This is a genomic window from Pseudomonas sp. TE12234, assembly GCF_054061835.1.
In genome coordinates this window covers 1-12,789 of the sequence record NZ_JBSSEP010000011.1, presented here as the reverse complement: position 1 = coordinate 12,789, position 12,789 = coordinate 1, and the positions used below count along the sequence as shown (strand labels likewise).

Annotated in this window: 16 protein-coding genes and 1 pseudogene; 5 read left to right on the top strand and 12 right to left on the bottom strand. The window is 59.8% G+C overall.

Annotated elements, in window-relative coordinates; translation table 11 throughout:
• Positions 1-38: 38 nt before the first annotated feature.
• The 5 genes from ACVWYU_RS17845 to ACVWYU_RS17825 all read right to left on the bottom strand — a co-directional run bounded on the left by ACVWYU_RS17845 (position 39) and on the right by ACVWYU_RS17825 (position 4,884).
• On the bottom strand, positions 39-1,058 hold the full coding sequence (locus tag ACVWYU_RS17845) for a DNA topoisomerase IB (protein ID WP_457373292.1): 1,020 nt from the start codon (positions 1,056-1,058) through the stop codon (positions 39-41).
• A 76-nt stretch (positions 1,059-1,134) separates the two neighbouring features.
• On the bottom strand, positions 1,135-2,214 hold the full coding sequence (gene modC, locus ACVWYU_RS17840) for a molybdenum ABC transporter ATP-binding protein (RefSeq protein WP_457373291.1): 1,080 nt from the start codon (positions 2,212-2,214) through the stop codon (positions 1,135-1,137).
• Between the two features lie 3 nt (positions 2,215-2,217).
• On the bottom strand, positions 2,218-2,898 hold the full coding sequence (gene modB / locus ACVWYU_RS17835; protein ID WP_390955935.1) for a molybdate ABC transporter permease subunit: 681 nt from the start codon (positions 2,896-2,898) through the stop codon (positions 2,218-2,220).
• Positions 2,899-3,666 carry a molybdate ABC transporter substrate-binding protein gene (gene modA, locus ACVWYU_RS17830; protein ID WP_457373290.1) on the bottom strand — a complete coding sequence of 256 codons (768 nt, stop codon included), beginning with the start codon at positions 3,664-3,666 and terminating at the stop codon, positions 2,899-2,901. It abuts the gene before it with no gap.
• 153 nt (positions 3,667-3,819) lie between these two features.
• Entirely contained in the window at positions 3,820-4,884 is a 1,065-nt protein-coding gene (locus ACVWYU_RS17825) for an NAD(P)H-dependent flavin oxidoreductase (protein ID WP_457373289.1), read from the bottom strand.
• A 314-nt stretch (positions 4,885-5,198) separates the two neighbouring features.
• Here ACVWYU_RS17825 and acuI point away from each other — a divergent pair, with 314 nt between their 5' ends.
• The gene (gene acuI / locus ACVWYU_RS17820; protein WP_090322281.1) at positions 5,199-6,182 is read left to right on the top strand and encodes an acrylyl-CoA reductase (NADPH); all 984 of its coding nucleotides are present in this window, start codon (positions 5,199-5,201) and stop codon (positions 6,180-6,182) included.
• A 62-nt stretch (positions 6,183-6,244) separates the two neighbouring features.
• A pseudogene (locus ACVWYU_RS17815) lies at positions 6,245-6,704 on the top strand (GyrI-like domain-containing protein).
• Here ACVWYU_RS17815 and ada read toward each other — a convergent pair.
• The 5 genes from ada to ACVWYU_RS17790 all read right to left on the bottom strand — a co-directional run bounded on the left by ada (position 6,701) and on the right by ACVWYU_RS17790 (position 9,847).
• Complete coding sequence (gene ada, locus ACVWYU_RS17810; protein ID WP_457373288.1) at positions 6,701-7,768, bottom strand: bifunctional DNA-binding transcriptional regulator/O6-methylguanine-DNA methyltransferase Ada; 1,068 nt, start codon at positions 7,766-7,768, stop codon at positions 6,701-6,703. The pseudogene ACVWYU_RS17815 and the gene ada overlap by 4 nt on opposite strands.
• Before the next feature lie 87 nt (positions 7,769-7,855).
• On the bottom strand, positions 7,856-8,521 hold the full coding sequence (alkB, locus tag ACVWYU_RS17805; RefSeq protein WP_390959941.1) for a DNA oxidative demethylase AlkB: 666 nt from the start codon (positions 8,519-8,521) through the stop codon (positions 7,856-7,858).
• 5 nt (positions 8,522-8,526) lie between these two features.
• Positions 8,527-9,213, bottom strand: coding sequence for a 2OG-Fe(II) oxygenase (locus tag ACVWYU_RS17800; protein WP_457373287.1), 687 nt, complete (start codon positions 9,211-9,213; stop codon positions 8,527-8,529).
• Positions 9,214-9,340: 127 nt separating this feature from the next.
• Positions 9,341-9,511, bottom strand: a complete 171-nt coding sequence (locus ACVWYU_RS17795) for a hypothetical protein (protein ID WP_090327338.1) — start codon at positions 9,509-9,511, stop codon at positions 9,341-9,343.
• Between the two features lie 33 nt (positions 9,512-9,544).
• On the bottom strand, positions 9,545-9,847 hold the full coding sequence (locus ACVWYU_RS17790; protein ID WP_057400164.1) for a DUF1883 domain-containing protein: 303 nt from the start codon (positions 9,845-9,847) through the stop codon (positions 9,545-9,547).
• A 212-nt stretch (positions 9,848-10,059) separates the two neighbouring features.
• Between ACVWYU_RS17790 and ACVWYU_RS17785 the strand changes: the two genes are divergently transcribed.
• Together ACVWYU_RS17785 and ACVWYU_RS17780 are read left to right on the top strand one after the other, a co-directional pair.
• The gene (locus ACVWYU_RS17785) at positions 10,060-10,416 is read left to right on the top strand and encodes a hypothetical protein (RefSeq protein ID WP_090322272.1); all 357 of its coding nucleotides are present in this window, start codon (positions 10,060-10,062) and stop codon (positions 10,414-10,416) included.
• 72 nt (positions 10,417-10,488) lie between these two features.
• Positions 10,489-10,719, top strand: coding sequence for a hypothetical protein (locus tag ACVWYU_RS17780; RefSeq protein ID WP_457373286.1), 231 nt, complete (start codon positions 10,489-10,491; stop codon positions 10,717-10,719).
• Between the two features lie 11 nt (positions 10,720-10,730).
• On the opposite strand, the gene ACVWYU_RS17775 is transcribed toward ACVWYU_RS17780, so the two are convergent.
• Positions 10,731-11,012: a hypothetical protein gene (locus ACVWYU_RS17775; protein ID WP_090327335.1), complete on the bottom strand. Its 282-nt coding sequence runs from the start codon at positions 11,010-11,012 to the stop codon at positions 10,731-10,733.
• A 238-nt stretch (positions 11,013-11,250) separates the two neighbouring features.
• Positions 11,251-11,439, bottom strand: coding sequence for a hypothetical protein (locus ACVWYU_RS17770; protein ID WP_090322268.1), 189 nt, complete (start codon positions 11,437-11,439; stop codon positions 11,251-11,253).
• Positions 11,440-11,730: 291 nt separating this feature from the next.
• On the opposite strand from ACVWYU_RS17770, the gene galU reads away from it, so the two are divergent.
• Positions 11,731-12,570 carry a UTP--glucose-1-phosphate uridylyltransferase GalU gene (galU, locus tag ACVWYU_RS17765; protein ID WP_047529432.1) on the top strand — a complete coding sequence of 280 codons (840 nt, stop codon included), beginning with the start codon at positions 11,731-11,733 and terminating at the stop codon, positions 12,568-12,570.
• The last annotated feature ends 219 nt before the right edge of the window (positions 12,571-12,789 follow it).

Below are 12,789 nucleotides of genomic sequence, written 5' to 3'. Positions count from 1 at the left end.
TATAGAAGTCATTTGCAATCGTGCAAAAAATAGACAAGTCAATTCGTCGGTTCAGACACCCATTTCTCCAGCAACATGGCCAATCCGACTTCCTCGGCGCGCAGGCCTTTACGCATTCGTGGCTTGGGCAACTCAGCCAACGCACCCAGTAGAAATCCTTCGAGCACGGCTGGATGGATATAGCACTTGCGGCACACCGCCGGCGTATTGCCCAGCTGACGGGCGACGTCTTTCACCATCTCCACCACATGCCGTTTCGCCTCCGATTCCGGTTGCCATTGCAACTCTCGCAACACCGCCAGGGCGAGCGCGCTGCCGGCCCAGGTGCGGTAGTCCTTGGCGGTGAAGTCGGCACCGGTCAGGGTTTGCAGGTAGGCGTTGACGTCGGAGGACGTGACGGTGTGTCGCTCGCCGTTTTCATCGAGGTACTGAAACAGGTTTTGTCCGGGGATCTCCTGGCAGCGCTTGATAATGCGTGCCAGTCGCCGGTCTTTCACGGTGATCTGATGTTCGACGCCACTTTTGCCACGGAACTGGAACAGGATTGCGCTGCCGTTGATCTCGACATGCCGGTTGCGCAGCGTGGTCAGGCCGTAGGAGCGGTTGTCCCGGGCATATTGAGTGTTGCCGACGCGGATCAGCGTGGCGTCGAGCAAGGTGATGACCGTGGCCATGACCTTGTCGCGGCTGAAGCCCGGAGCGGCCAACAAGGCTTCCAGCCGTTTGCGCAGTTTCGGCAAGGCCAGGCCGAAATCCCGCAGGCGCGAATATTTGTCCAGATCGCGAACCTCTCGCCAGCGCGGATGATAGCGGTACTGCTTGCGACCCCGGGCGTCGCGGCCGGTGGCCTGCAGGTGCCCGCGCGGATCGGCGCAGATCCAGACGTCGGTGTAGGCCGGTGGCACCGCGAGGGCGTTGAGGCGCTGGATCTCGTCCGGCTCGGTGATGCGTTGTCCCGTCGGATCGAAATAGCAGAACTTGCCGCGCAGTTTCCTGCGGCTGATTCCCGGTTGGGTGTCATCGACATAGTGCAAGTCGGAAGGCAGCGCATCGGGCATGGCGATAGTCCTTGGCAAGGCGTCAGGGGGCCGTTAAAGGCATTGACCCCACGCCGGCCCAGTCGTGCCAATGCCGTTACGCGAGCACCGCCACGGCTTTGATCTGTGCCCAGAGTTGCTGGCCGGGGTGGACGTTCAACTGGTCGCGGGAGAAGCGGGTGATACGCGCCAGTAGCGGGGTCCCCGCCGCATCGAGACGGATCAGCACATGGGCGGCATTGTCGGCGCCCAACTCGCTGACCACGGTGACCGGCAGGCGATTGAGGATGCTGCTTTGCTCGGCACCGTGCAGGCTCAGGCTGACATCCCGCGCCTGAACCTTGCAACGCAACGCCTGGCCAGTGGCCATCAGCGTGTGCGCCACGCGAATGTTCAAGTCCGTGTCAGGCAGTTGCAGGGTGAGCAATTGATAGTCACTGTCGTAGGCACTGACGCTGCCTTCGATCACCACACCGGCGTCGTCGCCCAGCGCCAGAGGCAAGTCCAGGCGCGCCAGGGTTTGGCCGATCGGGCCGCTGGCCAGCGCCTTGCCGTCGCTGAGCAGGACGAGGTGGTCGGCCAGGCGCGCCACTTCATCCTGGGAGTGGCTGACATACAACACCGGGATGTCCAGTTCGTCGTGCAGCCGTTGCAGGTAGGGGAGGATTTCGCTTTTGCGCTGGGCATCCAGCGCGGCCAGCGGTTCATCCATCAGCAACAGTTTCGGGCTGGTGAGCAGGGCGCGGGCGATACCGACTCGCTGGCGCTCCCCTCCCGACAGGTGTTGTGGATGGCGATCCAGCAGGTGGCCGATGCCTAACAGTTCGGTTGCGTGGGCCATGTCGACCCGACGCTGCGGTTTCGGGATACGTTTGAGCCCGAACGCCAGGTTGCCCAGCACCGAGAGATGCGCAAACAGGCTGGCCTCCTGAAACACGTAACCCAGGGCCCGCTTGTGCGGCGCCACGAAAATCTTCCTGTCGCTGTCCTGCCAGACTTCATCGTTGACCTGGATAAAGCCTTGATCGGCCTTTTCCAGACCGGCGATGCAGCGCAGGCAGGTGGTTTTGCCCGAGCCGGAATGCCCATACAGTGCCGTGACACCACGGCCGGGCAGTTGCAGGTCGACATCGAGGTGGAACCCCGGGTAAGTCAATTTCAGGCGCGTTTGAATCATCACTCAGCTCCAGCCTGCTCTGGTTTTACGGCTGGAGTACAGCGCCAGCAACACCGCGAAGGAGAACACCAGCATGGCCCCGGCCAGCCAATGGGCCTGGGCGTATTCCATGGCTTCGACGTGATCGTAGATCTGCACCGAGACCACCCGGGTTTTATCGGGAATGTTGCCGCCGATCATCAGCACGACGCCGAATTCGCCGACCGTGTGGGCGAAGCCGAGAATGGCAGCGGTGATGAAGCCGGGGCGGGCCAGGGGCAGAGTCACGCTGAAGAAGCTGTCCCAGGGATTGGCGCGCAGGGTCGCGGCCACTTCCAGCGGGCGCGTGCCGATAGCGGAAAAAGCGTTTTGCAGAGGCTGGACCACAAACGGCATCGAGTACAGCACCGAACCGATGACCAACCCCGCAAAACTGAAGGTCAGGGTACCCAGCCCCAGTGATTGGGTGAGCTGGCCGACAAAGCCGTTCGGGCCCAGCGCCAGCAACAGATAAAAGCCGATCACCGTGGGCGGCAGCACCAGGGGCAGGGCGACGATCGCCCCGACCGGGCCGCGCAGCCAGGATTGGGTGCGCGAGAGCCACAACGCAAGCGGAGTGCCGATCACCAACAGGATGACGGTCGTCAGGGACGCCAGTTTCAGGGTCAGCCAGATGGCGGAAAAATCGGCACTCGATAGCGTCATTTAGAGTTGGTAACCGTAGGACTTGATGATGGCGGCAGCTTTTGGCCCTTTAAGGTAGTCAACCAGTGCCTGGGCAGCCGGGTTGTCCTTGCCTTTGTTGAGGATCACCGCGTCTTGTTTGATCGGGTCGTGCAGGCTGGCCGGAACGATCCAGGCCGAACCGCTGGTGATTTTACCGTCCTTGTAAATCTGCGACAGCGCGACAAAGCCCAATTCCGCATTGCCGGTGGAGACAAACTGATAGGCCTGGGTGATGTTCTGGCCTTCAACGATCTTGTCCTTGACCTTGTCGGTCAGACCTTCCCTGGCCAGTACCTGGGTGGCCGCCAGGCCATACGGCGCGGCTTTTGGATTGGCAATGGACAGATGCTGGTACTGGTTGTCGCTCAGGACCTTGCCCAGGGCATCGACATAGTCTTCCTTGGCCGACCACAACGCCAGGGTGCCGACAGCGTAGGTAAAGCGCGAGCCCTTGACCGTGTCGCCTTCGTCTTCGAGTTTTTTCGGGGTGGTGTCGTCCGCCGAAAGGAACACTTCGAACGGCGCGCCGTTCTTGATCTGGGTGTAGAACTGACCCGTCGCGCCGAAGGCGGTCACCAGCTTGTGACCGGTGTCCTTTTCGAAGTCTGCCGCGATTGCCTGGATCGGCGCGGTGAAGTTGGCTGCAACCGCCACCTGGACTTCGTCCGCGTGGGCAGAGCCAAAGGTCAATACAGCGAGAAGGCTGGCCAGACAAGTGGGGGCAAAACGTGAGGCGCTAAGGGACATGAAACGGCTCCGTGACAGGCATTACAGAGAAGGGGTGGTAACGCTATATACAGGAATATATAGCGAAATGCCTGCCAACGGAATGAGTTGCACTGGACTGTGGTGAGGGAGCTTGCCCACTTCACCACAGATTGGTGTTGGCTTGAGGGATCGTCAGCGCCCAAGCAACTTGGCCAACCCTTCTTCGGCAAGCCGCCGGGTCAACTCTGCCGTTGTCATTTCCATCCCCAGCGAGAACGCCTGTCCGGCCCAGAGGTTGCTGAAATCCGCTTCGCCCTTCGCTCGCAAAGGCATCAACGCGCCGCCGGCCAGCGGAAAGGCCGGCGCCTTGTCACTCATCGGCCCCAGCTCGCGCATGACCCGATTGAGGATTCCGCGCGCCGGGCGTCCGGTGAAAATGTTGGTGACGGCGGTCTCGCTTTCCCGGGCGGTGCGCAACGCCCGGTGATGAGACGCACTGACCTTGGCTTCCGAGGTGAACAGATAGGCCGTACCCACTTGTACCGCCGACGCACCCAACATGAAGGCTGCCGCGACGCCTCGTGCATCGGCAATGCCGCCAGCAGCGATCACCGGCACCCGTACCGCATCGGCGACTTGTGGCACCAGGGCAAAGACCCCAACCTGGCTGCTCAGGTCATCACTGAGAAACATCCCGCGATGTCCTCCTGCTTCATAGCCCATGGCGATGATCGCATCGCAGCCATGCTGCTCAAGCCAGATGGCTTCTTCGACGGTGGTGGCCGAGGACACGACCTTTGCGCCGGTGGCTTTCACCCGATCCAGCAGGGATTGTTCCGGCAGACCGAAGTGGAAACTTACGACTTCGGGGCGAAACTCTTCGACCACCTCACAGGCCGCGTGATCGAAAGGCGCGCGGTTGGACACTGGCGTCGGCGCATCAAAGTCGACGCCCAGCTCCCGGTAGTAGGGCTCCAGCAGGTTTTTCCAGTCTCGTGCGCGTTGCTCATCGGCAGCCGGCGGCTGGTGGCAGAAGAAGTTGACGTTGAACGGGCGCGAGCTGTGTTGACGAATGGTCGTCAGCTCCGCGCGCAATTGCTCGATGCTGAGCATGGCGGCGGGCATGGAGCCCAGGCCACCGGCATTGCTTGCCGCAATCACCATGGACGACTGGGTGGCACCGGCCATGGGGGCTTGAATAACGGGCAGTTCAATCCCGAACAGATCAAGAATTCGCGTGTCTGGCCATGGGTTCATTTGGAAGGTCTCCGACGTTGAAACCGGGCAGGAGGGTTTAAGCGGTTTTGTAGCAGCAAAGGCTGACCCAAGGCCAGTCAAGTTTGCAGCTGAATCAGCGGCGACGCAGCCCGCCATCGGCGCCAAAAAGGTGATGGGTCAGGCATCGATTCGCGAGTTACCGGACGAGCCAGCCTGAACGCCAAAAAAAGCATGACCGCAGGTCATGGAAAAAACCGGCGGTATTATGGATTGGCTTAAAGTCGAATGCGGCATTTTTTTACGATGTGGTATTTAAATCGCACCACAACGAGTGATCTCACCAGGAGGCAGTCATGTTCCAAGGTATTTTGATCGAGAAAGACGACAGCGGTTACCGCGCCGCGCTGCAGCAGATCGACGACAATCAGTTGCCTGAAGGCAATGTGACCGTGCGTGTCGACTACAGCACCTTGAACTTCAAGGACGGCCTGGCGATCACCGGTAGCAGCCCGGTGGTGCGAAAATTCCCGATGGTGCCGGGGATCGATCTGGCGGGTACCGTCGAAGTCAGCGAGCATCCGGATTACAAGGTGGGTGACAAAGTCCTGCTTAATGGCTGGGGAGTTGGCGAGGGGCACTGGGGTGGCCTGGCGCAGAAGGCGCGTCTGAATGGCGATTGGCTGATTCCGCTGCCCAAGGCGTTTACCGCTGCCCAGGCAATGGCCATCGGCACCGCGGGCTACACGGCCATGCTGTGCATTCTCGCGCTGGAGCATAACGGCGTAACCCCCGAGCAAGGTGAAATCCTGGTGACGGGCGCCAACGGCGGCGTAGGCAGTTTCGCCATCGCGCTGCTGAGCAAGCTCGGTTACCGGGTGGTGGCGTCCACCGGCCGTGTTTCGGAACACGACTACCTCAAGCAACTGGGGGCCAGCGAAATCATCGACCGCGCCACGTTGTCCGAGCCGGGCAAGCCCCTGGCCAAGGAACGCTGGGCCGCGGTCATCGATTCGGTCGGCAGTCACACCCTGGCCAATGCCTGCGCCAGCACCAAGGCCAACGGGACGGTCGCGGCCTGTGGTCTGGCGCAGGGCATGGACTTCCCGGCCTCTGTCGCCCCCTTCATTTTGCGCGGCGTGACCCTGGCGGGCATCAATAGCGTGACGCAACCCAAGGCCAAGCGCGTGCAGGCGTGGGACCGTCTGGCCAGGGATCTGGATTTCGCCCTGTTGCCGCTGATCAGCCATGAGATCGGTCTGAGTGAAGCGATTGAAGCGGCACCACGCTTGCTCGCCGGTCAACTGCGGGGCAGGGTTGTCGTCGACGTCAATCGCTGACAAGGTGGGCGCCATTGCGGCTCGTGGGGGCCGCATACCTCACGACAGGGAGTGGCGCCTCAATGGAAATCAAACAGGTCTACGTGGCTCCGATGAACATTTCGGGGCTGAAGGTACGGACCTTCAACAGTGCGGAACTATCGGCCGAAACGGCGAAGATCGGTCCGATGTGGGGGGCGTTTCTACAGCGAACGATTGTTTGAGCGCATTGCCCCGGAACAACCCGAATCAGCGGTCTACGGCGTGTATTCCGGGTACGAGTCGGATGCCGGCGGGGCATTCGATGTGACCGCCGGGATCGCCGTCACGAGCCCGGCCCAAGGTTATGAGACGATCAGCATCGAAGCGGGCCAGTACCTGGTATTCGAAGGCAAGGGACCGATGCCTGAGGCGGTTATCGAGGCCTGGCAACGCATCTGGGGCTATTTCCAGGAAAACCCGCAGATCCAGCGGCGCTACGCCACTGACTTCGAACGCTACAGCGCCGAGCAGGCCGTGGCGGTGTACATCGGCATCCGCTAGGGCTGCGCTTCCCGTTCCAGCAGTTGCCGCTTGCGCTCCACACCCCAGCGATACCCCGACAGATTGCCATCGCTGCGCACCACGCGGTGGCAGGGGATCGCGACCGCCAGGCTGTTCGCGCCACAGGCCTGAGCCACCGCGCGAACGGCTTTCGGCGCGCCGATTTGCCGGGCGATATCGGCGTAGCTGGCCGTGCTGCCCACGGGAATGTCCCGCAGGGCTTGCCAGACCCGCTCCTGAAACGCCGTGCCACGCACATCCAAAGGCAAGTCCAGGCCCAGCGCCGGAGCCTCGATGAACCCTACAACCCTGGCGATCAGTTGCTCGAAGTCTTGATCGGCACCAATCAGATTGGCCCGGCGGAACTTGTCCTGCAGATCGCAGACCAGTTGCTGCGGGTCGTCGCCCAACAGAATCGCGCACACCCCGCGTGCGCTTTGCGCCACCAGAATCGCGCCGAGGGAGCATTGGCCGACGGCAAAACGGATGTCATTGTTCTGGCCGGCGGCGCGGTAATCCGTGGGTTTCATGCCCAGCAGTTGATCCGCGGTTTCATAAAAGCGGCTGTTGGCGTTGAAACCGGCGTCGTACAACGCGTCGGTTACCGAACCGCCATCGGTCAAGCGCTCCCGAACCCTGCGTGAACGATGCGCTGCAGCGTAGCCCCTGGGCGTCAGGCCGGTGACCGCCTTGAACACACGATGGAAGTGAAAGCTGCTCAGGCCCGCAGACGCAGCCAGTTCATTCAGCGCAGGGAGCACGTCCGCGTTTTCGATCTGCCGGCAAGCAGCGGCCACGGTGGCGGCATGCTGCGCGGCAACGGCGCTTTGATCCTTCGCCGCGCGTTTGCTCGGACGATAACCCGCCGCTTGCGCCTGTTCGGCGGTATCGAAGAATTCGACATTCTGCGGCTTTGGTAAACGCGCCAGGCTGCTGGGGTTGCAGTAGATTCCGGTGGTTTTCACCGCATAAACAAACTGTCCGTCTGCCTGCGGGTCACGAGCGACGACGGCGGCCCAGCGAGGATCTTGTTCGGTGCTGATGTTTGGCGATTGGCTTGTCATGGCGGTACGTCCGTTGACCTGTTTGCGGCAGATTAACCACGTTGGAGTGTCGTCACACTCCGCTGCTTGCGGTCAAATCCGAAAGATTCATCCCGCCGTGCGGAAGGTGAAGTTGATCCGTTGTTCACCCAGCAGTGAATGTTGGCCTTCCTTGATCGGCAGGACGCCGTGATATCGCAAGCGATCGACACCGCCCCAGACCACGATGTCGCCGTGCAGCAGCGGTATACGCTGGCTTTTTTCACTGCGTTCGAAACCTCCGAAGAGGAACATGGCTGGCAATCCGAGCGATACCGAGACGATCGGTGCGGCGTAGGTGTTTTCGTTTTTGTCCTGATGCAATGACATTTTCGCCCCCGGGACGTATCGGTTGATCAGGCATGAATCGGGGACAAAATCGCTGAATCCGGCCTCCCGCGCCGCGGCTTGTGCCAATTGCAAAAACACTTCCGGCATTTCCGGCCAGGGCTGGCCGGTCTGCGGGTCGTGGCGCGTGTAGCGATAACCGCTGCGGTCGGTGGTCCAGCCCAAATGGCCGCAACTGCTCAAGGCGACCGACATGGTAAAACCGCCAGGCGTGACCATCTGCCGAAACGGTGCCGCTGTCAGCACAGCCGCCAGTGCCGGCAGTAAACGCTCCAGCCAGGGCAGGGCATAGCCCCTCAAGACATATGACTGTTCGCCGATCTGCTCGCGTCGGGGTTGCTGCACGGGCTCCGCGTCGGCGAACAGATCAAGGGTGGTCGGCTTCATGGTGTTCATAATGCGTCGTGGAAAATAATGCCTAGGGTATGCCGTTTTCCACTGTGCAGGCGACTCACGCCGTGTCGCATCGTCACCCGGTAGTCGCCTCGGCTACCTTTGACCGGCCGTTGACTGACCGCAAAGATCACGCCATCACCTTTCCTCAGATCGATAACCTGTGGGCGTGACTGCATGCGTGGGCGCTGTTCGGTCAGCACGAATTCGCCGCCGGTGAAATCTTCCCCCGGCTCTGACAGCAAAATCGCCACTTGCAGCGGGAACACGCATTCGCCGTACAGGTCCTGATGCAAGCAGTTGTAGTCCTGGGGCCCATATTGCAGGAGCAATGGCGTCGGGCGTTGCTGGCCGGCTGCGTGGCAAAGGGCGAGAAAATCTTCATGGTCTTGGGGAAAACGGTTCGGCAACCCCATCCGTTCCTGCCAGCGATTGGCAATCGGGACCAGACGTGGATAGAACGCCTTGCGCAATCGGGCGACAAGATCCGGCAACGGGTATCGGAAGTATTTGTACTCACCACGGCCAAATCCGTGGCGAGCCATGATCACTTGCGAGCGAAAGGGCTCGGATCGAGGGTAGAGGGCGCTGATCGAGTCACAGGCATCAGGGTTCAACAGCGACCGCAGGACTGCGCAACCGTCCTGATCGAGTTGCTGTTCCACTCGCGCCCAGTCGATGGACATGGTTCCGACTCCTTGAATAAAGGTGAGACGGCCAGTCTAAGGGGCGGTGATGGCGCGAACACTCCGACACTTGCGGTCGAATTTTCAACGCCGGGAGCAGACAACCGTATTGCCGCTCCCCAAGGCATTACAGCGCTTTGCTGACGCTGATATCGCTGATGACGTCTTCGCTCTGGCCGTGAATGGCGTCCAGCGCGGCCTTGGCCTCTTCCGGGGTGCCGTGTTCCAGCTGGGCAAATTCGAAGCGACGCTCGCCGTTGAGCTTGTATTTGATGACGTATTTGGTCGTTTGGGCCACGGTCATACCTGTCTGTGTGCGGACTGGGGGCACTCAGCTCAATTTCGAGCTGGAGCGGCGGATGATCTTGATCGAGTGAGTCAGGGTCGGTTTGCGGGTCACGCTGATCGCCCGGCGGTTGACCGTGTCGATGGTGATATTCCAGAAACCGGTGCTCGGCGCGGTGATGCGGGCCGGGAAGGTGTCGAACGCGCCACCGTGGTAGGTGTGACGGCCGCCATTCTTGAAGCTGCGGAAGTTGGCGTCGTTCATCAAGCGGATATTGCACATTTGGGAGCATTGGATGACGACGATGTCGTCTTCATTGAGGTGCTCGCGCTGGTGGATAAATTTCATGGGCGCCTCCAGAAGGGCTTTTTCTACAAAATCAAAACGATAGCAATGGGCGATTGGCGCAGTTTATCAGCCCGCAGGCGTTATTATCCGGTCGTTGACGCCCGATTTGGCAATAAAAAACTGATATCGGGCATTCCTTGGGCGTTAAATACAGTATGCCTTGGAGAAAAACAGCGTCTTTGCTGTCGGAGAGTCTTTATCGGAGGTTTTCTATGAAGTGGGGTGCGTGGGTCCTGCCGTTGTTTCTGGCAATCAGTGGTTGTGCAAGTGTCGCGGAAATCAGCGAGACCTTGCCCACCATGAACGTCATTTCAGGCAAGAAGCCCCATGAGTACGCGCAATGCTTGAGCGAAAAGCTCGCCAGCAGCCGTGGTGCCTTGCAGATCGAAACGCATAAGGATGACGTGCGGGTAATCGTGCCGCAGAAGTTCTCGTCGGGGCCGGCCGCGGTATTTGATATCGAACATCGTTCCGGCGGCAGCAGCATCAAGCTGCATGAACGTATGTCCAATGTGCCCCTGCGCCCACGGGATGTGCGCGATGCCGCCACCGTGTGCATTTCCGGCTGATACAATGCCGACAGTCAGCATCGATGCCGTCAAAGCAAGGCTTTGGCGGCATTGTCATTTCTGGAGTCGAGCATGAAGCGAGAGCAGGTACGGGAGCGCCATGCACAGGGGCAAATCTCTGGCATCCATGTGATTCAGAACCCGGCGGATCGGGGGGAGTGGATCGTGTTTTTCAAGAAAAGCGGCGGCCGCAGCTTTTTTCTGGTGGATGACAACGATGAAGTCGAATCCTTCAGTCGCCTCGACGATCTGATCGAGACCGTGCGCGGCCTCGGCATCAAGTTCGCCGAAATCCACATGTAAGGCCAAATACCTTACTTGCAGACCACCACGACGCTGCGGTTCTTGTAGTTACCGACGTCGACACCCAGGGTTTTGTCGCTTTCCTTGGTCGCTGGCGTGCCATCGGTGCCCACGATCCGGTAACCGGTGCCGGCGCAGGAGGCGTCAGCCTTTTCGTAGCAGGTGGCCCAGGAGTTGGCTTCCCCGGAACAATCGATGGCCAGACCTTGTTCGCCGTCATTGAGGTACGTGGTTTGGGATGTTGCGCAGCCACTCAGGGCCAGTATCGCAATCAGTGGCAAGAATTTAGTCATGTCGTTGTCATCGTCAAGGAGGTGGGCAAAAGCTGTGACAGCGCCGGCGGCAAAAGGTTATAGCGATAGGCCACTTCTTGCCGAAATTCATAAAAAGGGTTCTTCACGCAATCCCGTGAAACGAAGCTAACCTAATACCCTGTAGGAGCGAGCTCCTACTAAGAATGGTGCCCACGCTGCAATGCCCCTAAAAAAGCCCTGCACAATGGCAGGGCTTATGGGGCGTGTAGGGTGTCGATCAGCTCTTGTCCTTGCCGCGTCGCTTGGGTTCCGGGTGCTCCAGCTCCAGCACCGATGCCACTTCAATCGCCAGGGCTTCGGTCGCAAAGGGTCCGGCGATATTTTCACCGGCCACGCTGCCTACCCACCATTGTCCGTCCTTCGCCTTGTTGATCAGGAAACCGTTGACGCTCTTTGCTGCCGACATCTATCTGCCTCGTTGGCTGGTTCAATTGCGCCATGATAGCGCCAAATGCATGCAACGGGTGTCGATGGGCGTATGGTGGTGCGATTGCCGTTCGGTTGACAAACGTGCAAGTCTTACGGCGTCTGCTATCAATAACAGGCCGCCGGGCGATCGGCGCAGCTGTCTGCGGAACTATCCGCAAGAAAATTTCTCTATGATGGCATCGGTTAGCTGGTGCGGGGCATTGTAAGGTGCTCGCCGCCTGATTAGACTGCGCCGAAACTCGTACACACAGCCCTTTCAAGGACTTTTATGATCAAGAAATGCTTGTTCCCAGCAGCCGGTTACGGTACTCGCTTCCTGCCAGCGACTAAAGCCATGCCCAAAGAAATGCTGCCGGTGGTAAACAAGCCACTGATCCAGTACGGCGTCGAAGAAGCACTGGACGCTGGTTTGACCGAAATTTCCATCGTCACCGGTCGCGGCAAGCGCGCCCTGGAAGACCACTTCGACATCAGCTACGAGCTGGAAAACCAGATCAAGGGCACCGACAAGGAGAAATACCTGGTCGGCATCCGCCGCCTGTTGGATGAGTGCTCGTTCTCCTACACGCGCCAGACGGAAATGAAAGGTCTGGGGCACGCCATTCTGACCGGTCGTCCGCTGATCGGCGACGAGCCTTTCGCCGTGGTATTGGCGGATGACCTGTGCGTCAACCTCGAAGGTGACGGCGTACTCAAGCAGATGGTCAAGCTGTACAAGCAGTATCGCTGCACCATCGTCGCGATCATGGAAGTAGACCCGCAAGAAACCAGCAAGTACGGCGTGATTGCAGGCGACCTGATCGGTGACGACCTGTACCGCGTGCGTAACATGGTCGAGAAGCCAAAACCGGAAGATGCTCCGTCGAACCTGGCGATCATCGGTCGTTACATCATGACGCCGGACATCTTCAGCCTGATCGAACAGACCGATCCAGGCAAAGGTGGCGAGATCCAGATCACTGACGCCCTGATGAAGCAGGCGCAGGATGGTTGCGTGATTGCCTACAAGTTCAAGGGCAAGCGTTTCGACTGCGGCGGCGCCGAAGGTTACATCGACGCCACCAACTTCTGCTTCGAGAACTTCTACAAGACTGGCAAGGCTTACTGATAGCGCCTTTGCTGCTTGTACTGAAAAGCCACCTTCGAAGACTGTGTGAAAACACACTGAAGGCCAGCCCAACAAACGCCCCGACTTGTTCGGGGCGTTTGTTTTTTGTGCGGGCAACAGGCGGAAAAAGGCCTTTCAGCCCATTAGCGCCATCAGCTGGCGGGCTCCGAGCACGCTAATTGCTCGTTTGAGGTTATAAGCATTCACCGCCAAGGCCAT